The organism is Longimonas halophila (assembly GCF_002554705.1).
GTDB classification, from domain to species: domain Bacteria; phylum Bacteroidota; class Rhodothermia; order Rhodothermales; family Salinibacteraceae; genus Longimonas; species Longimonas halophila.
In genome coordinates, this window is sequence record NZ_PDEP01000006.1 from 168,204 (window position 1) to 187,139 (window position 18,936).

Sequence of the window (18,936 nt, forward strand, 5' to 3'; positions counted from 1 at the left end):
GGCATTTATGAAGGAGAGGATGAGTCGTCGTGCGGAACGAAGGTAATTGTACGCTTTGGGGGCGACCACATAGCGTCGTCATCGTGACCTTGCACCGTGCTGGCGTCGTGCTCTACCTGAATTGTACCCAGGCCGGGTAGGTCTACGTCGTGGCCGTTGGCGAGCTCATCGCGCACTACAGCACAGAAAGCTTTAAGCACTTCTTTCGGAGACGGACGGGCCATATTGTGGGGGGCTTAGGGTATGATGAACACGAGGCACTGTAGCTTACCACATTTGACGACCATCTTCAATGCAATCTCACTGTTTATGGGGATACAGTGCGAATCAGCATGAAGTCAGCAGCCTGGGCATCCGCTGCACTGAGCAGTTATCGCGATCACAAAGCGACAACGGGTACTGTCGCAATCAAGAGGGCTACACGGTTCTACAAGGCAGGGTTACCACAGGAGGCGCAGCCCTCCGCCTACGCGGGCCACTGGCTGCGGATAGCCGGGCCACTCAGTCGCGTCGTTCGATCCAATATCTTGTACGTACGCCGTAATTTCAATGTTGGGTGTGATCTGCACATCCCCCGAAACGCCAACTGCGACAAACCCGGGCGCGGTCGCCGTGCCCGCAGATGAAAGATCGCGAGCGCTCTGGCCACGCAGGTGCAGTTGCAAACGGGCCTGTCGTTCGGAAAACTGGTAGCCCATGGTAGCTTCGCCCGTGGTTCGGGCCACGAGCGGAAGGCCGTCGCCTTCGGCTACGCTACCGCCGGTATACTGCAGCGACACCGTGCCAAACCAAGGGGTAAGGGCTTGTAAGGTGGCATCAGCACCAAGCATCCACGTTGTGGCTTCCAGATACTGAAGGGTGAACAGACTGGTATTGTCCTGCGCAAAGAAGCGGCGGGTCGGGCTGTGTGTAACACCGGCATGCGCATCAATCTGTGCGGTTCCTGCACTCCATTGTACGCCTGCAGTGGCATCGAGCGTGTGAGCTGTACCTCCCAGGTCAGGAATCCCGCTCAGGTACGGATTGGTTTCGGCAAGATCAATGGGCGTGTGCAGCGCAAGGGACGGACGCTGCTCGGCGTAGAGCATCCATCGCGTGTCGGGACGCCACTCGACAAGGGCATACGGGGCGCCGTAAGTGTGGCCGCTCGGCGTGCCCGGACGCGCCAGGTTGGTTGTCATGCTTATGATGCTGGCGCCGCCTTCAACCTGTAAGTCGGGGCGGTCTACGAGGCGAACGATGCCATGGAGCGTACCCGAGCGGCTGTCGCCCGAGAATGCGGCATTGCCCAGGTGTCCGGCTAACTCGGCAGCGCCCTCGATGCGTAGATCGATAGCCGAGAGTCCGACAGTAGCCTCCAGGTTGCTGTGAAAGCGTTGCGTGGAGAAGCTAAACGCTCTGGTTTCCAGATCATGCCCCTCGTATCCCACGGTCCACGTAAGCGGCAGCCCGTCGTACACCCGAAGTGTGTGCTCGGTGCCAATGCGAGCCACGGTGCGTTCAGGAGCGTCCTGTAAGCCATACAGATCGTACTGGCGGTATGCACCGTCGACGTTGGATACCAGGCGCCACGATGTGCCTCGATATGACAGGTCGAGCGTACCCGAGCCGGTTTCAAAAGCGGTACGTACGTCGCGCTGGTCAAAAGGCTGAGCGCCGTTCATCCCTTCGTAGTCGCCATGCAGGCGCAGGTCCGTACGCGCAGAGATGGGCAGCTGCACATCGGCAGCCGCGCGGCGTTCGGTAAAGCGTCCACCAGCCACTTCGAGCGAGCCGTTCATTCCGTTAAGAAGGGGAGCCAGCGGCGAGCGGTCTTCGTAGTTGGCCTCGGGCGGGTCCAGATTAAGGGGCGGCAGAGCGTCGATGCGAAAGCCAATGGGAGAAGCGGCAGGCAGTCCTTCAAGTGGCAGTGCTTGTACGCGAGTGCGCGGCTGGAGCTCTTGTAGGGTGGGCCGTTCCAGCGAAGGAAACACCACACGGTATTCGCCACGAATCTCGATTTCGCGGGGCGTAATCTCGGGAAGCGTGGGGTCTGACCCGGGGTCTTGGGCCTGAGTCAGGCCAGGCATAGCAAGGAGAAGCGCCAACGAAAGCACAGCAAAACGCATCATAGGAAGTAAACAGGGTTCGCAAAGTCAGGGAGTAGCAACGAGAGGCAGCGGCATGCATCACCGGCCTGCGTTTTACAGCTTACAGCGCGTCGCGAGCCGCGCGGGCTTCTTCGGCAAAAGGCGTATCGCCATACCGATTAATGACGCGGTCGTACAGACGCTGCGCTTCACCGTTTTGGTCGAGCTGCTCGTAGGCGCGTGCTTGTTCGAGATAGCTGCGCGCAATCCAGCTTGGATAGCCCGAGAAGAGGGCCGGGATACGCTCCAGTTCGGTGATGGCCTGGTTCGGGTTACCGCTCTGGCGCAGCAGGCGCCCCAGCCGAAAGCGCGCCTCGGCCTCGGTTTCATCGTCGGCCCCGGACTCGACCACCTGGCGATAGAGGCGTTGGGCCTCGTCGAGCGCGCCGTCCTCTTCGGCGATGCGGGCCAGACCCAGGCGGGCAGAAGCGGTAAGGCGCTCGCTGTCCTGCGTACGCACAATCTGGCGCAGTAGCTGCTCGGCGTCGTCGGCGCGACCCTGCTGAAGGAGCGCCATGGCCTCGCCGTAGCGGGCGCGGGCCACCACGTCGGTGGGGGCTTCGGGGTGGTCGCCAGCACGCATGAAGGCGTTAAGCGCTTCACTGTACCGTTCGTTCTGCTCGTACAGCTCGCCCAGTCGGAGCGCGGCCTCGGGTACGCGCGGGTGGTCGGGATACGAATCGATCAACTGCCCAAAGAAGGTCTGCGCTTCCTGTCGCTGCTGCTGATCGGCATAGCCGCGTCCGAGCAGAAAGTATGCTTCGGGGAGATACGCATCGGTTTCGGCGATTCGAACGAACTGTCGTAGCTGTTGCATGGCGGCTTCGGTGTCGCCGCTCTGGTACGTGGCTTCGGCAATGCGGAAGCGCAGCGCATCGCTCCGCTCCGGGTCCTCAATGCGGTTTGCAATGTCGTCAATGAGCGCCTGGGCACCGTCGGGGTTGTCTTGCACCACAAATGCGTATTGGATGCTGGATGCCGCATCCGCAAATACGCTGCTGTTGGGGTAGTCTTCGAGCACCGTCTGGTAGGCATCGACGGCAGCCTCTAAGTCGCCCATGTTGAAGTAGGCGTCTCCGATGCCATACTGCGTGCGGGGGACGCGCGGATGGTCGGGGTAGGTGTCGAGAAGCTGCTCGTAGGAGGCGCGGGCCGCAGCGTAGTCCTGCGCCTGAAAGTAGACCCCACCGCGCCGGTAGAGGGCTTCGGGATGCCATCGGCTTTCAGGAAAGGTGTCGACCAGCGTATCGAACGACTGAATCGCCTCCTCAAAGCGGTCCTGCAGCGCGTAGGTTTCGCCCATCTGAAAGAGCGCGTAGTCGCGTCCGGTATCGCGAACGGCGTCGTAGGCGCTGAGGGCATCGTCGTAGCGGCCCTGGGCAAAGTAGCTGTCGCCCAGGCGGAGCTGCGCATCGGCGCGGTAGGGGATGCGAGTGTCGGTATCGTAGGTATTCAGGAAGCGCTCAAAGGCGGTAGCGGCGTTAGCAAACTGCTCTTGCTTAAAGTACGACCACGCGACGGTGTAGCGCGCGGCAGGCGCCGAGGGACCGCTGGGCGCGGCTTCAATGTAGCGCTGCAGACGGGCCCGTGCCGAAGAATAGTTTTCGCCCTGAAACAGACTTTCGCCGGCCCAGAAAAGCGCCTCGTTGCGCTGGTCGAGACGACCAGATTCATGCACCCGTATAAACGCATCGGCAGCCTCTTGGTACTGGCGGCTTTCGTAGAGCGACCAGGCCTGCTGAAACTCGATGGCGTCGCGGATGGAATCGGGGGCTGCGCCAAGCGCGCTGGCTTCGTCGAATGCCTCCAGAGCGCGGTCCATGTCGTTGCGTTGCAGCGCCACATTACCGAGCACGAGGTGCGCCTGTCCGGCCTGCTCCGACTCGGCATACGAACTCAGCAAGCGCTCCATCGTCTGCCCGGCATCGTTGTAGGCACCGCGCTGGTAGTACAGACGTCCAACCTCAAAGAGGGCCTCATCGGCTCGATTGGCTGAGGGGGCGCGGTCCACGTATGCCGCATAAGCCTCGCGAGCCGCATCGAGCTGGTCGGCCTGTTGGTAGTTGCGCGCCGCCTCAAACTGAGCGGTGCGCGCTAACGCATGATTGCCGCGGGCTGCGTGTGCAAAGTACTCTGCTGCCTGTGTGTGATTGCTCTGGTGATACGCGGTCCACCCCAGGCCATAGGCCAGCACGGGCGAGGTCTCGCCGCTTTGCCGGGCCTGCGAGAACGCCCGATTAGCCTGCGTCCACTGCTCGGTCTCCAGATAAGCAAATCCGAGCAGCGTGTAGGCCCGCCCCGACAGATCAGGCGCCCCTGCAAGCACCGCCGCAGCCTGTTCGGGCTGATCCAGGGCCATGTGCGCCTGGGCAAGCGGCTCGCGAGCATCATGGGCGTAGGGTGACGACGGATATTGCTCGACCACGCGCCGCAGCGCCCGCACCGCGTTCTCGTGCTGATCGCGCGCAAGGTACAGGCGTCCGGCCTGATACGCCGCCTCGGGCGCCTCATCGCGGTCGGGATGCGACCGCACAATGTCGATGTAGTCGCTTAGCGCACTGCTGGTCTCGCCAGCGCGATGCGCCTCTTGCGCCAGCAGCATGGTGGCAGGCACCGACACATCGGGATCGCTGTGGTCGCGCAGACGCGTCAGGTAGGTGCGGGCGCTGGCGCGGTCGCCACGGGCCAGTGCGTCTTCACTAATCGAGAGCAGCAGCGTGCTGGACTCGGGGTGCCCGGGGTACTCCCGCTGCAGTACGCTGGTGAGCCGGATGGCCTCGTCGGTCCGGTCGAGCGCCTGCATAGCGCGGATCTCCAGGTAGAGGGCTTCGGGAGCGGCGCTGTGGCGTGGATGGGCATGCCGAAAGTCGGAGAGGTCGTGTGCAGCAGTGGCATACAGCCCGCGATCAAAGAGCTGCTGTCCGCGCTCAAAGGACGACACCGAGGACGACAGCGACTGGGCGTTGCTCTGAGGCGCTCCTGCACCAAGCAGCGCCACCAGGCATCCCACACACACGAAACGAAACCAACGCATAGACAGAGATTGATGAGGAATCTAACAACGAGCACTCGAAAAAAACGGCAGGCTCAGCCGAGCATGAATCCTACATGCGAACCTACACCTGAACCTACGCATGCAGCGCGTAGAGTTGCGAATGCTACCGGCATTTCCTACCCTACACACTCCAACCTACAATGCATAACGCAGACACACCACATCGGTCTCCGAAAAACTGCTATGGATACGCCGCCGAACGCTCCCGACAACGAGTCTGGTAACGAGCCATCAAGCCCGTCGCCCAACCCGCCGTCGGGTCGCCCGTCGAACGGGCCCGCGCCCGACTCGCCATTCGACACCTCGCCGTCCGAGGGATTCGAGGGGCCGTTTCCACCTACAGGAGGGCAGATGGGGGGGGCAGCAGGGCCATCGGCGGGAGGCGATCCGTTTGGCGCGCCGCCTATGTCGGTGGGTGATGACTGGAGCACGGTTACGATTCCGGCCTCCATTGCAGTAGATATGGCACGCGACTGGGTGCGTGAGCGCCAGACGGCTACGCTGCTCGGCGCCTTTGCAGCCGGTGTGTTTGTGGGCGTGCTGTCGCGATAGCACCCGTGCTCTGTACATGGATCGTTCCTTTGCGTAGAATTCGAACAGCGGGCTCAACGATTGTTGGGCCCGCTGGGTACGTTGGTCTGTTCGTCGCTGATCATTTTTACTTGCCGATCTGTGAGTATACTTGCTGTAGGAACCGTTGCGTTCGACTCCATCGAAACGCCGTTTGGCACCGCGCCCCGCGTCCTGGGCGGCAGTGCCTCATATCTCACCCTTGCTGCCCGCTACTTCTGCCCCGACGTACGCCTGGTGGGCGTGGTGGGACGCGACTTTCCTGACGATTATGTGCAGCGCTTTCGCGATAGCGGAATCGACCTGCGCGGGCTGGAGACGGACGAGAGCGGCGATACCTTCCACTGGAAGGGCCGCTACCACTACGACCTCAACGAACGCGACACGCTCGACACGCAGCTCAACGTGCTCGTCGACTTTGAGCCGACGCTGCCCGAGGACTACCGCTCCAGCCAGATCGTGTGCCTGGGCAACCTCGATCCTGCCGTGCAGCGCCACGTCCTCGACCAGGTCGACGACCCGGAGTACGTGCTCTGCGATACGATGAACTACTGGATCGAGCACACCCCTGACAGCCTCCGCGAAACGCTACAGCGCGTGGATTGCCTCGTTATCAACGACTCGGAGGCACGCGAGCTGGCCAATGAGCCGAATCTGGTGCAGGCCGCCGACATCATCCGCGACATGGGGCCGGAGACGCTTATCATCAAAAAGGGCGAGCACGGGGCGCTTCTCTTTAACGGCGACACGGTGTTCAGCGCCCCCGCCTATCCGCTGGAGGCGATCGAAGACCCCACAGGGGCGGGCGATACGTTTGCGGGCGGACTCGCCGGGCATCTGGCGCAAGTCGGACGCTACGGGGCCGATGATCTGCGCCGGGGTATCATCTACGGCAGTGCCATGGCCTCATTTGTAGTGGAGCGCTTTGGGCCGGAGCGGCTGTATCACTTGAACCGCGAGCTTATTGTGGAGCGGGCCCGTGCCTTCCGCGAGCTGGCGGCCATTCCCAAGCTGGCACCGCTTCAGGCCGCGTAAAATGGTACAGGGGGAGGCGAAGGGCGCTGCATCCCCCTGTATTTATCTGCAATACCATCTCTTTTGGATACACCGCAGCACGCTATGCATGGAACCGTTCGGCTTATCAACGCGGTCTTCTACGGTCACCACGGCGTGATGGAGGAGGAAAACCACCTGGGCGGACGCTACGAAGTTGACGTAGAGGCCGACCTGGATCTGGCTGATGCCGTTGCCTCCGACGACCTGCACGACACCATCAACTACGAGGCAATCTACGACATTGTGAAGGCCCAGGTCACCGAGCACGAGTACGCGCTCATTGAGCGGCTGGCCGGGCTGATCGTGCAGGAGGTAGCTGCGGCCTACCCCGCGCTCGATGCGGTTGAGGTAACCGTGCGCAAGATCGGTCCGCCCGTAGGCGGTCTCGCCGACCGTTCAGAAGTCACGCTGCGCCACGAGCCGTAGTCTGCCGCGTGAGCCAGTGGGAGGCTATGTCGCGTACATCTTCAGGAAGCGATGCAAGAGGTCATCGACCTCGGGGGTTTCAGTCAGGTTGTTGAGGACCGCCTGGAAGTCCTTGTCGCTGGGCAGGTCATCGCGGTAGTAATCGCGGTACTCGATGAGGCGCTCGCGCTCACGCTCTGCATCCAACTCGCTGTGAAACTGCGTGCCGTAGCAGGGCCAGTCGCGCATCCGAAAGGCCTGGTTGGGCTGCTCGTTGTGTGCCAGCTCGATGGCACCATCTGGTAGCTTGGTCACGCGGTCATGGTGGCCCATGTTGGCTTTGAACGTCTCGGGAAGGGTGCCAAACAGGGGATCGCTTGCACCTGATTCGGTGAGAGACACGCTGCGGCAGCCCAGTTCGGAGCGTTCCGAGTCGTGAACCACGCGTCCACCAAAGGCACGCGCCATGACCTGGTGGCCCCAGCACGAGCCAAACAGCGGACGCTGCGTATCGGCAATGTGGCGCACGAAGTCGAGCAGGCCCGGCATCCACGGAAAGTCGTCGTAGGCCGAGTATTCGCCAGCGCCTCCAATAAACACGGCATCCACCCTGTCGAGCAAACGGGGCGGGAGCGGGTCACGCAGTACGCTCAGCGCCGCAAGCTGATCGGAGCGCAGGCGGGCGCGCTCCAGAAAGCAGAGGCGCTCCTGGCGCTCCATCTGGGCCGAGGTACGTGCCTGCAGCAGCAGGACCTTGACCGAGTCAAGGGGCGATGACGAGGGCGAGTCGTTCATTTGGGGAGGGAAACAAGGTCAGCAAAGCGGGTGCGAAGGGTGGCATAGAGCGTGCGCAGCGGCAGCCCCATCACGTTGTAGTAGTCGCCGTGTAGGCGATGCACAAACAGCGAAGCGATCGCGTCTTGGATGCCATAGCTGCCGGCCTTGTCCATGGGCAGTTTCGAGCGCACGTATGCGTCGATCTCGGTATTGGAGAGCGGCGCCATGAACACGGTCGTGCGCGTAACGGTGGCCACGCGCTGGTTGGTTGTGGGATGGTGTAACGCCATGCCGGTGAGCACGTGGTGGCTGCGGTCTTGCATGCGCTGGAGTAGCGCACGAGCAGCATTGGGCGAGGCCGGCTTGCCCTGAATCTCTCCCTCAAAAACCACAATCGTATCAGCGGCCAGCGTGAGGGCTTCAGGATGTTCGGTTGCCACTGGTGTAGCTTTCTGATGCGCAACGGCCCGCACGGCTTCGGCCGGTGTAGCATTGGGCGGCAGGTGCTCCTCGGCCGGGCTGGCCTGCACGGTAAAGGGCCACTCCACCTGTTCGAGCAGCGCCTTCCGCCGCGGCGACTGCGAGGCTAAAATAAGTGGCGCGTGAAACTCAAGCAAGGGCGGCATCGGCACGGGGGGGCGGGTCAAGACAACCAACGAAGCGGCACGCTTACGAGCAGCAGGGCAATCGCGGTCCATGCAATGTCGGTGTATGGGGCTGTGCGCATGTACCAGCCGGGGGGATGCGGAGCGGGCCAGCGGACCGACGCGACAGTGGCTTCTCCAAAAGGCGCCAGCACGGTGGCTGCTCCCGACGGTGCCACGAGCGTGGTGGGCCCACTGACTGAGGCCACAAGCAGTGGGCGCCCCGTCTCCATGGCACGCAGGCGACTGTACTGTACGTGTTGCTGCGCAGGGAGCGCACGCCGCCACCATCCGGTTTGTCCGAGGGTAATGAGCGCATGGGTTGGAGGGAGATCCGTATCCAGCCGGGCCAGGAGCGGCGCGGCCAGACTCTCGAAGCAGATCAGCGGCACAAACGAAAAATCGCTGTGCGAGAACGTGACCGGCCCCGGACCCGGCACGTACGCCCGCTCGTTAGACGCAGCCAATGCAAAGCGACGCAGCGCTTGCCAGCCCCGGGCTCCGGGCACGGCCTCGGCAAACGGGACCAGGTGGTGCTTGTCGTAGCGTTGCATCGTGCGGTGGGGGCGATACAGCAGCGCTGAGTTCGTCTGCGACGTCTGTTGCGGATCCCCAGCAGGCAGCACGGCGCCGGTAAGCACCGCTACGCCCCAGCGGTCTACGGCCGCTTGCATACCGGTGGTGTCGGCCGGATGCAGAGCGGTTTCCGGCCACACAATGAGGGAAGGCGGGGCCGATGTCGTGTCGAGCGCGGTCTGTGTGAGGGCAAGCAAGCGGGCCTTGCGCATTGGGTCATCGGCGTTGGCCCAGGTCGTAGGCGCTACATCCGGCTGCACGGCCCAGGCATGTGCAGGCGGTACCGGGGCTGATGTTGACGAGGACGAAGAGGTGCCATACGATACGACGAGCAGGCCAAGGAGCACCACAACGAGCCCAGCGACTCCGGCACGCACGCTTTGCTTCCCCACAGATTCCAGTGTAGTCATCTGCAGCACCGCCAAGAGTCCTGCGTGCAGGCCGCCAATTGCTGCGGTGCCTGCTACCGGACCGCCGAATCGGATGAGCGTGTAGGTGCCGGGGCTGTCGACGATAGCATGCGCCCCGAGCGCCCACGGAAACGCCCACGATCCATACTGGAGGAGGAGGTCCACGAGCATCCACCCGCCGACCCAGACCGCCACACCTGTGCCGCGCCGACCACGGAGGGCAACCTGTGCCCCGGCCATGAGCGGCAAGCTGTAGAGGAGAGCCAATATGACCAGCGCCGAGATGCCCGCCTGGATCCCTGCATCGGTAGCGTGGGCACCAACCCACGGGTATGCAAGGAGAAACGCTCCCGCATAGACAAGTAACGAGGGACCGGTGGTGTGCTTGAGTACCGCATGGAGTGGCACCGGGCGGTAGATCCACACCCCCCACAGCGGTAGAAACGCGATCCATCCAAGCGACCATATGCCGTACCCCAACGCGAATCCCCATGCGCTGGCACTAACGAGGGCTGCGGCATACGTGTACACAAGCGAACGTGACATCGGGACAGGGAGCAACAACGAGGGTACGATGCGAAGCGCCAACGGCCTGATGCGTATAAGGCTGCGGCAAGCGTTGGCAGACGCAGGATGCCAGAATCGACATGGCTTTAGAGAAATCGTATCAACAAATCAATAAAATGATTTGACAGGCGCCATCTCTACGGCTACTTTACAACTGATTCTTCTGCAGACACGGCACCGTTCATGCGTGTATTTACCATATGCAACCATAAAGGAGGCACTGGAAAGACCACAACGGTCATTCACATCGCTGCGGCGATGGGGCTTTCGGGCCACCGTACGCTGGTGATTGACCTCGATCCGCAGGGGTTTCTAACGCGCACCATGGGCGTTAATCCCGACACATGCTCCGATACCGCCCTTTCACTCTTCGATCCCGATGCCAGCTTATGGGACTGCGACACCGTGGAAATGAACGGGTTCGATCTGCTGCCGTCGTCGAACCGGCTTACCCGCGAGATGCGCGACCTGAACAAGCCGACCGACGTGCTGTGGATTCGTGAAGCCATTGAACGTAAGGCCGACGAAGCCGCTTACGACACCGTGCTCTTCGATACGGCCGCGGCCGTTACCGTTTACAGTCTAAATGCCTTGGTGGCCAGCCAGTATGCCGTCATTCCGGTACTGCCCGAGTACCAGTCGGTCGTAGGCGCCGAGCAGACCTATCAGACCGTAGCGATGGTGCGCAAGCGCCTCAATCCTGAACTTCACCCCTCAATGTTTCTCTTTACGCAGGTCGATGAGCGTAAGCGCTTGCACAGCGCCTACCGGAGCTACATGCGGAAGAAATATACACACCGCGTGCTCGACACCATTATTCGCACGAGCACCTCGCTCACTGAAGCCTCCGAAGACGGCGAAACGGTATTCGACACCGATCCGCAGTCAAAGGGCGCTCGCAACTATGCCAACGCCACCGACGATCTGTTGCGCCGCGTTGAGGCATACGAAGAGGGAAACGCTACCACACCCTCGAACGGCCAGCTGGTTTCGTCCACATCGCCCCCCGAAACCCCCTCGCTCTCATGAGTACGCGTCGCCGTGCTGCTGTTCACGCCGGGCTTGCTCTGGCCGTTCTTATTGGATTGTACGTAGGGCTCACGACACCGTGGGGCGGGCTGCCCCCCATCGAGCGGTTTGTAGATCCGGCACGTGGACTTTGGCACACCGCCCGCACCGCTCCCGCGCCAGGTGGATCGCATACGCTGAGGCTGCCTGCCCTGCGCGATAGCGTAACTGTGGTGCGCGATGAACGCGGCGTTCCGCACATCTACGCCCAGAGCGATCGTGATGCGGTTATTGCCATGGGCTATGCCGTGGCGCAAGACCGGCTCTTCCAAATGGACTTTACCTCGCGCGTGGCGCAAGGAAAACTGTCAGAACTACTCGGTCCCGACATGGCCGAGAGCGACCGCTTTCTGCGTGCCACGGGCATGGAGTGGGGAGCCCAGCAGAATATGGAGCGCATTCGGGAGGCAAAGGGCACGGAGTGGGATGCGCTGCAATGGTACAGCACCGGAGCCAATGCCTACATTGACGAACTGGCACCCCACGAGCGTCCGCTCGCGTACCGCGTGCTTGACGCTGCGCCCAGCCGTCGCGCCCCCATCGACGGGCTGCGCCTGCTGCAGTACATGACGTACGACCTCACCTACCGCAGCGACGCCCCGGTTTACGACGTGCTTCACGAGCGTTTGGCGCCCAGCGAATATGATACGCTCTATCTCAGCCATCCGCCGGGGCAATACGCCACGATGTATCCAGAGGGTCCCGCCGAGGCGACGCACCGCACTGCCACCTCCCGACTCACATCCCGCACAGACCAAGCAAGCGTAGACGCGACGACGCAGCACCATGCGCGAACCATTTTGGAAGCGCATCATACTGCGCATCGGGCATTGCAGGGGAGCGTGTTGGAAGGATATCGCTTTGGCAAAGGATCGAACAACTGGGCCGTGGCCCCAGAGCGCAGTGCTACAGGCGGTGCGCTGCTGGCGAACGACATGCACCTGGGGCTGTCGCTGCCGCCCATCTGGTACGAGGTGCACCTGCATACGCCGACCACGCACATCTCAGGACTCACCATTCCAGGAGCGCCGGTCATTGTGCAAGGCACTAACGACCACGTAGCGTGGGGGCTCACGAACGCCGGAGCGGATGTTGTGGACCACTACGCCATTACAGTCAACGAGGAGCGCACGCGGTATCGCCATAACGACGAGTGGCGCGACCTGGAACTGCAGGTTGACACGCTCTACATGCAAGACAACACGCCCGTGCTCGATACGCTGCGCATCAGCCACTGGGGGCCGCTGCTGAACGAGACGCCCGCGTCGGTGCCCGACACCCAGGCGGTGGCGCTGCAATGGGTGGCCCATCACGACAACACCACGCTGCACGCACTCTGGAAAATGAACCGCGCCACCTCGGTCCACGAGGTCGACCGGGCCCTGGCCGACTGGACAGCCCCGATGCAGAACATCGCTATGGCGGATGCGGACGGGTCCATCGGGATGCGCATGGCAGGGCGGCTTCCTATGCGCAATGCCGCCTCCAGTGCCGGGCTCCTTCCCGGCAATACCGACGCGCACGCCTGGACCGGCTGGGTGCCCCACGATGAGATGCCCCATGTTATCAATCCCGAACGCGGCGTGGTTGGATCCGCCAATCAGGTGCCGGTTGAGCCGTCGTATCCGCACTACGTAGGCCACGACTGGGGCGATGGCTATCGCTCGGTGCGCCTGGACACGCTGCTTCGCCAGACGCCAACGCACAGCCTCAACGACATGAAGGCGTATCAGACCGACGTGTATGTGCAAGAGCGAGCCGCGTTTGCGCCATTCATTGCAGCGGTAGATACGACCACGCTTACCGACCGCGGACAGCAGGTACGCCGTTGGCTCTTGGACTGGAGTGGGCACGCGACGGTCGACCGTCCCGAGCCGCTCATCATGCATACCTGGCTGCGCACCCTGCGCGATCTGGTGTGGGATGAAGAAGCATTCACCGATGTGCCGCGTCCTGAAGATGCGGTGCTTATTCAGCAGTTGGAAGAAGCCCCCGCATCCCCCTGGTTCGACCGCACCGCCACCGACCCCACCGAAGCCGGCCCCGATGTGCTCCGCGATGCTCTGAACGCCACTGCCGACACGCTGGCTACGCGTTACGGATGGACGCCGGAGTCCTGGAGATGGGGCGATCATCATCAGGTAGAGATGGGATTTCTGCTTCCGGCAGGGCCGTTCGAAGCGTTGGGCCGAGGCCCGTATCCGTTTCCAGGATTTGCCTCCACGCTCCTGCAAGCGCCCGGGCTACGCGTTACCCATACCGCCAGCCAGCGAGCGGTGATTGACTTTTCGGGGCCGCGCCCCGAGGCGCATGTCGTGTACCCGGGCGGGCAGCGGGAGCACCCGTTTGCGCCTACGCACTACGATATGTTTGTGGATCCGTACCTGGAGGGCGCCTATTACGTACAGGCGCGCCCTGAGCAGCCTGCCGATATTGAGGCCCACCGCGTTACAAGTCGGTTTGAGCTCCACCCGTAGCTATGCTACACAGTGCGCCGCTGGCGGACCCTACGCATCCACACCACCCCGCCGATGATGAGCGCACCGCCCAGGAGTTGAAGCGTAGTAACCGACTCTCCGAGAAACCAGGCGCCGCCCAATACCGCCACAAACGGCACCAGGTTATTGTAGACAGCTGTGTTGGAGGGACCTACGGTCTTCACCGCGTTGTTCCAGATTAAGAAGGCGATGCCCGTAGAGAGCGCTCCTGAGTACAAGATGGCCCACCAGACCCAGGCATCTACCTCGGTCCACTGCACCGTGCTCCAGTACGGAATGCCCAGCCCAACGAGTAAGGGTAGCGCCACAAGGAGGCCAAAGAACGTAACGCCCAGCGGCGACACGTCGTGGACAATCGCCTTGTTATATGTGGTAAATCCGCCCCATACCACGGCTCCAATGAGCATCATTGTATTGCCAAAGAGCGAACTTTCGGTAAGCGCGGTGTTGGTGGCCCCATCCAAGATAACGAGCGCGGTGCCTGCCAACGAGATAAACAGCCCAACCCAGGCCAGACCCCGGAGCACCTCCAGTCCCGAAAGGCGGCCAATGAGCGCGGTCCACAGCGGAGCGCCCGCCATAATGAGGGCTGCGCTTCCGGCGGTTGTGTTGTTCACACTGACAATGAATAGCACCTGGTAGACGAAATAGCCCGCCAGCCCCAGCCCCACAATAGACCAGCCGTGCGAGCGCATGGGCGCCCAGAACGAGCGGTCGCCACGGCGCCACAGGTAGATGCCGCCCAGCAACGCCACTGAAATACTAAACCGAAAAATGTTCAGCACAAACGGATGCATAACCGTCAGTGCAGCTTTCAAGATGGGAAAGTTGGCTCCCCAGATGAACACCACGCTGATCAGCGATGCATCAGCAAGCCAAGAGCGGGTATCGGACGAGGGAGCCATAACCAGCAGGAGAGTCGGAGAAGACGAACATGTGATCGTACCTCGCAACTTGCAAACCGTTGATGCATAGGCTTGAACAATCGTTGAGAACCAGTACACTTCCGCGCTTCGTCTGTTAAAGGCTTTATCTTTATGGATAACGAGCAACCCACATACGCCTTGTCCGAGGTAAGCAGCGAACTTGGCGTTGAGGAGCATGTCCTTCGATACTGGGAAACCGAATTCGACGCTTTGCAGCCTGTTAAAGACGAAGGTGGGCAGCGCCGCTATCGTGCAAGCGACGTAGCTACAGCACGGCGCATTCAGGAGCTCCTTAAAGACGAAAAGTACACCATTGCGGGGGCCCGGCAAGCCTTGCAGCATGATGAACAACGGAGGGCACTGGCCCAGCGCTTGCGTAAGCTTCGAGCCTTCCTGGTTGAGATGCAGAGCGAACTGCGAGCTTCGTAGCACCAGCGTGCCTTGTAAGAACTATGGACCTGTGAAAACTACGCGGATGCGTTGTTGGGGTGGGGAGAGATGCGCATCGACACGCATACACCGGCATTCGCGTCCGTTTTCCGTGAATGACTTGCGGAACCTACAGCTACTCCTTTTACTATGAGGGCATAGCATTCGGGACATGGCGCAGCCCGGTTAGCGCGCCGCTCTGGGGGAGCGGAGGTCCCCGGTTCAAATCCGGGTGTCCCGACCATTTACTGTTGAGAATGAGTATGCCGTAACACGCTGGCCATGGCCAGCGCCCACGCATCTGAAATATTGTGTTCGGCCCACGTCGTTTCTGGCATTTGTGCTGGAGGCGACGTTTTTTATGATCCCAATGAGTCCCAGACTTCATGAATCCTGGACTTCCAGAGCTTCGTTCCAATCAGACGCTGACCCGACTGAGTGGGCACAGCCTCCGACAGAAGTCTTCGGATAGAGACACCCGTTCCCCCACCCGCTGACGTATCCCTGAGCTGCCGTCGCATGAACGACACTTCGCCCGAAGCTTCCATGCAGCGATTCCTGGCGGATCTGAAGCGCATCCGCGAAACTCGCGACGTGTCGCTGGCCGACATTCGCGAAGCCACCCGTGTGTCAAAAGACGTGCTCGCAGACTTTGAGTCGGGCGCGCTGTTCGACCGGGAATCATTTAATCCGGTTTACCTGCGTTCTCTGGCAAAGTCGTATGCGCGCCACGTGGGCATTACGCCCGCGAGCCGCGTGTTGGAGTGTATCAAGCTGGCCCAGGCCAACCGTTATACGAATGAGCTTGCAGTTGAGGAGCTTGGCGAAGAGCCGCGTTCCATTGCTTGGCCCGATGACGACGAGGGGGGCGAAGCTACGGACAAGGCGTCTGCTCCGCTTGGTACGTCGGCCTTTGACGAGGAAGCGTCCTCGTCTACCCTTCCCGAAAACGCTGGACGCCGCTGGTCGGGGATTGAGGATACCACCGATGCCGAATCAGACGAGGCCACATCATCGGACCAGGCTTCGACGGCAGCATCAGACGGAAGCACGATGACGCCGCTGCTTGTGCTCGCGGGCGTTCTGGTGCTCCTGCTCGGCGGGGTGGTTTGGGGGGTGATGCAGTGGAATGGGGCTGCGGAAGAGCCTATGCCTCCAGCCGACGAAACGGAAGCGCCTGCCCCGCCGCCCGACACCACTGCTGCCAACGAGGAGCCGGCTGGGCCGCCTCCACCTGTACTGGGCGATACCCTCTACGCCACGTTCTATGCGGCCAACGGTAATGTAAACGGTGTGCGTGTACAGCGCGACGATGACTTGCGCCGTCCGTACTGGATTGAAGAAGGAGACGCGGTTGTGCTGCCGTTCGCTGACCGCATTGTCATCGAAGAGGAGCTGGATCAGTTCCAGTTCTTCGTCAACGAGTATCCGATGCCGGTCGAGCCTCTCAACGATCAGGGACAGCGCGTGCTCACGCGCAGCAGCCTGGAGGCGTGGGCCGATACCACGCGCGAAACGCCCGCAAACAACCTTCCGGCCGCGGCGGACACGCTTCGCATTCCCTAACTCCTTGCGCACACGTAGCTCTTCTACGTACAAGCTGCGCATCGTTTATGGTGCGCATGCACATCTGGTACCGGAGGGCCCCATCGCATCCCCCAACTCGTTTTCTGTCTTGCTTCATGGATACCCTTGCCTCTACGCGCTCTGTGCAAGAGCGGCTCGACAACCTGTCGTGGGATAATCTGACCCGCGAGACTGCCGAAGCGCTCTATGAAGCGCTCGTTCCGGTGGTGCGCGCCCACGACGAGCGCTACTACCGCCACGACGACCCGCTCATTCCCGACTCCGAGTACGACCGTCTGTTTCAGGCGCTACAGCGCATCGAGGCGCGCTTTCCGGCCCTGCAGCGCGACGATTCACCTACGCAGCGTGTTGGGTTCGACCCGCTCGATGCGTTTGAGAAGCACACGCATCCCGAACCCCTTCTTTCGCTCTCGAACGCCTTCGACGCAGGCGATGTGCGCGAGTGGTACGCCCGCTGCCAGCGGGGCCTGGCGGATGCGTTTGGTGATACCACGCCGGCTGTCGTAGCCGAACTCAAGATTGATGGGCTGGCCGTGGCGCTGACTTATACCGACGGCGAGCTGACCCTGGCCGCCACGCGGGGCAACGGTGAGCAGGGCGAGAACATTACCCGCAACGTGCGCACCATCCGCCGCATCCCGCTTGCACTGAACGGCGAGCATGAGGCGCCTGCGTCGATGGAAGTGCGCGGCGAGGTGTTCATGCGCAAGAGCGAGTTTGAGGCGCTCAACGACCGGCTGCGCAACGAAGACGAACAGCCGTTTGCCAATCCGCGCAACGCTGCCGCTGGGAGCCTGCGCCAGCTCGACCCGAGCGTAACAGCCCGGCGTCCGCTGAGCTTCTTTACCTACGGCCAGGGCCCTACCAACGGCCCCGTGCCCGATACCCACAGCACGGTGTTGGAGCAGCTGGAGTCCTACGGTCTGCCCATGAACCCGCACTGGACGCGGTTTGACGACATTGAAGCAGCTGTAGACTTCTGCACCGGCTGGGTGGAGCAGCGCGAGTCGCTTGACTACGAGATCGACGGCGTGGTGCTCAAAATCGACCGGCACGACTACCAGGAGGAATTGGGTGCGATTGCCAATGCCCCGCGCTGGGCCGTGGCCTTCAAGTTTCCAGCCCGTGAGGCCACCACCACCCTGATCGACATTGAGGTCAACGTAGGACGCACGGGCGTGGTGAAGCCTGAAGCGGTGCTTGAGCCGGTGGGAATCGGTGGCGTCACCGTGTCGCAGGCTACGCTGCATAACGAAGACTACATTGCCGAGCGCGACATCCGCATTGGCGATACCGTGGTGGTGAAGCGCGCGGGCGACGTCATTCCGCAGGTGGTACGTCCCGTGGTCGAAGCGCGCACCGGGCAGAATGAGCCGTGGACGTTTCCCGAGCGCTGCCCGGTGTGCAATTCGGAGCTGGTGCGCCTGCCCGACGAGGCCGATGTCTATTGCCTGAATACCGAATGCCCGGCGCAATTCAAGCGGCTGGTGGAGCACTTCGTAAGCCGTAACGCAATGGACATTGAGGGGCTGGGCGAGCGTGTGGCAGCGCAGTTGGTGGATACCGAGCGCGTACAGCAGCTTGACGACCTATACCGCCTCACCACAGATGACCTGATCTCGCTGGAGGGCTTTGCCGAAAAAAGTGCCCAGAATCTTGTGGATGCCATTGCCGCCTCGAAAGAGCGTCCGCTCAGTCGTCTGGTGTTTGCGTTAGGGATTCGGCATGTGGGCCGCACGGTGGCAGAGCAAGTCGTATCCGCCGTGCCCTCGATGGAGGTGCTGGCCGAGCAGTCGGTCGAAGAACTGGAAGCCATCGACGGCATTGGGCCGGTGATTGCCGAGAGCATCTACGACTGGTTTGCGGTCAACGACAACCGTGCACTGGTGGATGCGTTGCGTGAGGTGGGCGTGAACACCGAGCGGCTACCTGAAGAAGAGCCTGCCGATGAGCAGCCGCTCGACGGCCTCACGTTCGTGCTCACAGGGGCGCTGCCCTCCCTTACGCGCCGCGAGGCCACCAAGCGTATTGAGCAGGCCGGCGGGCGCGTTACGTCGAGTGTAAGCGGCAACACCGACTACCTGGTGGCGGGCGAGAACCCCGGCTCGAAGTACGACGATGCCGAGGCGCGTGGCGTGCCTGTTCTGGATGAATCGGGGCTGTTGGATCTGTTGGGCGATGCGTCTCGTTCAGGGGCTGCATCGGACTGATGCAGAACGCAGGCCGTACAACGCTGCCT

The 18,936-nt window shown here is 61.9% G+C and carries 15 protein-coding genes and 1 tRNA gene; 9 read left to right on the forward strand and 7 right to left on the reverse strand.

The features are described 5' to 3' along the window. Positions 1–5: 5 nt before the first annotated feature. The 3 genes from CRI93_RS07960 to CRI93_RS07970 form a co-directional block, all read right to left on the reverse strand. The gene (locus CRI93_RS07960; RefSeq protein WP_098062093.1) at positions 6–224 is read right to left on the reverse strand and encodes an HU family DNA-binding protein; all 219 of its coding nucleotides are present in this window, start codon (positions 222–224) and stop codon (positions 6–8) included. Positions 225–440: 216 nt separating this feature from the next. Then, positions 441–2,069 carry a TonB-dependent receptor gene (locus CRI93_RS07965; RefSeq protein WP_141491623.1) on the reverse strand — a complete coding sequence of 543 codons (1,629 nt, stop codon included), beginning with the start codon at positions 2,067–2,069 and terminating at the stop codon, positions 441–443. A 121-nt stretch (positions 2,070–2,190) separates the two neighbouring features. After that, entirely contained in the window at positions 2,191–5,163 is a 2,973-nt protein-coding gene (locus tag CRI93_RS07970) for a tetratricopeptide repeat protein (RefSeq protein ID WP_098062095.1), read from the reverse strand. Positions 5,164–5,367: 204 nt separating this feature from the next. On the opposite strand from CRI93_RS07970, the gene CRI93_RS07975 reads away from it, so the two are divergent. The 3 genes from CRI93_RS07975 to folB all read left to right on the forward strand — a co-directional run bounded on the left by CRI93_RS07975 (position 5,368) and on the right by folB (position 7,236). Continuing rightward, positions 5,368–5,736 (forward strand): hypothetical protein, encoded by a 369-nt coding sequence (locus tag CRI93_RS07975; RefSeq protein WP_098062096.1) that lies wholly within the window; start codon positions 5,368–5,370, stop codon positions 5,734–5,736. Positions 5,737–5,856: 120 nt separating this feature from the next. Continuing rightward, a complete protein-coding gene (locus CRI93_RS07980; RefSeq protein ID WP_098062097.1) occupies positions 5,857–6,789 on the forward strand; it encodes a PfkB family carbohydrate kinase in 933 nt (310 codons plus the stop codon). Positions 6,790–6,873: 84 nt separating this feature from the next. Then, positions 6,874–7,236: a dihydroneopterin aldolase gene (folB, locus tag CRI93_RS07985; RefSeq protein WP_098062153.1), complete on the forward strand. Its 363-nt coding sequence runs from the start codon at positions 6,874–6,876 to the stop codon at positions 7,234–7,236. 24 nt (positions 7,237–7,260) lie between these two features. On the opposite strand, the gene CRI93_RS07990 is transcribed toward folB, so the two are convergent. From CRI93_RS07990 to lnt, 3 genes are read right to left on the reverse strand one after another with little or no spacing between them, the layout of a single operon-like run. Beyond that, a complete protein-coding gene (locus tag CRI93_RS07990; RefSeq protein WP_098062098.1) occupies positions 7,261–8,010 on the reverse strand; it encodes a type 1 glutamine amidotransferase in 750 nt (249 codons plus the stop codon). Continuing rightward, positions 8,007–8,618, reverse strand: a complete 612-nt coding sequence (locus CRI93_RS07995; protein WP_098062099.1) for a Maf family protein — start codon at positions 8,616–8,618, stop codon at positions 8,007–8,009. Before CRI93_RS07995 ends, CRI93_RS07990 begins: the two co-directional genes overlap by 4 nt. 17 nt (positions 8,619–8,635) lie before the next feature. Continuing rightward, on the reverse strand, positions 8,636–10,168 hold the full coding sequence (gene lnt, locus CRI93_RS08000) for an apolipoprotein N-acyltransferase (protein WP_098062100.1): 1,533 nt from the start codon (positions 10,166–10,168) through the stop codon (positions 8,636–8,638). Positions 10,169–10,372: 204 nt separating this feature from the next. Here lnt and CRI93_RS08005 point away from each other — a divergent pair, with 204 nt between their 5' ends. Both CRI93_RS08005 and CRI93_RS08010 read left to right on the forward strand, forming a co-directional pair. Further along, positions 10,373–11,218, forward strand: coding sequence for a ParA family protein (locus CRI93_RS08005; protein WP_098062101.1), 846 nt, complete (start codon positions 10,373–10,375; stop codon positions 11,216–11,218). Beyond that, positions 11,215–13,734, forward strand: a complete 2,520-nt coding sequence (locus tag CRI93_RS08010) for a penicillin acylase family protein (RefSeq protein ID WP_098062102.1) — start codon at positions 11,215–11,217, stop codon at positions 13,732–13,734. The genes CRI93_RS08005 and CRI93_RS08010 overlap by 4 nt, the downstream gene beginning before the upstream one ends. A gap of 5 nt (positions 13,735–13,739) precedes the next feature. Here CRI93_RS08010 and CRI93_RS08015 read toward each other — a convergent pair whose 3' ends face one another. Then, positions 13,740–14,660, reverse strand: coding sequence for a DMT family transporter (locus CRI93_RS08015; protein ID WP_098062103.1), 921 nt, complete (start codon positions 14,658–14,660; stop codon positions 13,740–13,742). A gap of 132 nt (positions 14,661–14,792) precedes the next feature. Here CRI93_RS08015 and CRI93_RS08020 point away from each other — a divergent pair, with 132 nt between their 5' ends. From CRI93_RS08020 to ligA, 4 genes are all read left to right on the forward strand, one after another. Then, positions 14,793–15,110, forward strand: coding sequence for a MerR family transcriptional regulator (locus CRI93_RS08020; protein ID WP_098062104.1), 318 nt, complete (start codon positions 14,793–14,795; stop codon positions 15,108–15,110). A gap of 166 nt (positions 15,111–15,276) precedes the next feature. Then, positions 15,277–15,354, forward strand: a tRNA-Pro gene (locus tag CRI93_RS08025). 275 nt (positions 15,355–15,629) lie between these two features. Beyond that, the gene (locus CRI93_RS08030; protein ID WP_098062105.1) at positions 15,630–16,676 is read left to right on the forward strand and encodes a helix-turn-helix domain-containing protein; all 1,047 of its coding nucleotides are present in this window, start codon (positions 15,630–15,632) and stop codon (positions 16,674–16,676) included. Positions 16,677–16,792: 116 nt separating this feature from the next. Then, positions 16,793–18,907: an NAD-dependent DNA ligase LigA gene (gene ligA, locus CRI93_RS08035; protein ID WP_098062106.1), complete on the forward strand. Its 2,115-nt coding sequence runs from the start codon at positions 16,793–16,795 to the stop codon at positions 18,905–18,907. The last annotated feature ends 29 nt before the right edge of the window (positions 18,908–18,936 follow it).

Excerpts from the sequence above, each read along its gene's own strand:
- CRI93_RS07960 (WP_098062093.1), bottom strand. The coding sequence starts at position 224 with ATGGCCCGTCCGTCTCCGAAAGAAGTGCTTAAAGCTTTCTGTGCTGTA.
- CRI93_RS07965 (WP_141491623.1), bottom strand. The coding sequence starts at position 2,069 with ATGCCTGGCCTGACTCAGGCCCAAGACCCCGGGTCAGACCCCACGCTT.
- CRI93_RS07970 (WP_098062095.1), bottom strand. The coding sequence starts at position 5,163 with ATGCGTTGGTTTCGTTTCGTGTGTGTGGGATGCCTGGTGGCGCTGCTT.
- CRI93_RS07975 (WP_098062096.1), top strand. The coding sequence starts at position 5,368 with ATGGATACGCCGCCGAACGCTCCCGACAACGAGTCTGGTAACGAGCCA.
- folB (WP_098062153.1), top strand. The coding sequence starts at position 6,874 with ATGCATGGAACCGTTCGGCTTATCAACGCGGTCTTCTACGGTCACCAC.
- CRI93_RS07990 (WP_098062098.1), bottom strand. The coding sequence starts at position 8,010 with ATGAACGACTCGCCCTCGTCATCGCCCCTTGACTCGGTCAAGGTCCTG.
- CRI93_RS07995 (WP_098062099.1), bottom strand. The coding sequence starts at position 8,618 with ATGCCGCCCTTGCTTGAGTTTCACGCGCCACTTATTTTAGCCTCGCAG.
- lnt (WP_098062100.1), bottom strand. The coding sequence starts at position 10,168 with ATGTCACGTTCGCTTGTGTACACGTATGCCGCAGCCCTCGTTAGTGCC.
- CRI93_RS08005 (WP_098062101.1), top strand. The coding sequence starts at position 10,373 with ATGCGTGTATTTACCATATGCAACCATAAAGGAGGCACTGGAAAGACC.
- CRI93_RS08010 (WP_098062102.1), top strand. The coding sequence starts at position 11,215 with ATGAGTACGCGTCGCCGTGCTGCTGTTCACGCCGGGCTTGCTCTGGCC.
- CRI93_RS08015 (WP_098062103.1), bottom strand. The coding sequence starts at position 14,660 with ATGGCTCCCTCGTCCGATACCCGCTCTTGGCTTGCTGATGCATCGCTG.
- CRI93_RS08020 (WP_098062104.1), top strand. The coding sequence starts at position 14,793 with ATGGATAACGAGCAACCCACATACGCCTTGTCCGAGGTAAGCAGCGAA.
- CRI93_RS08030 (WP_098062105.1), top strand. The coding sequence starts at position 15,630 with ATGAACGACACTTCGCCCGAAGCTTCCATGCAGCGATTCCTGGCGGAT.
- ligA (WP_098062106.1), top strand. The coding sequence starts at position 16,793 with ATGGATACCCTTGCCTCTACGCGCTCTGTGCAAGAGCGGCTCGACAAC.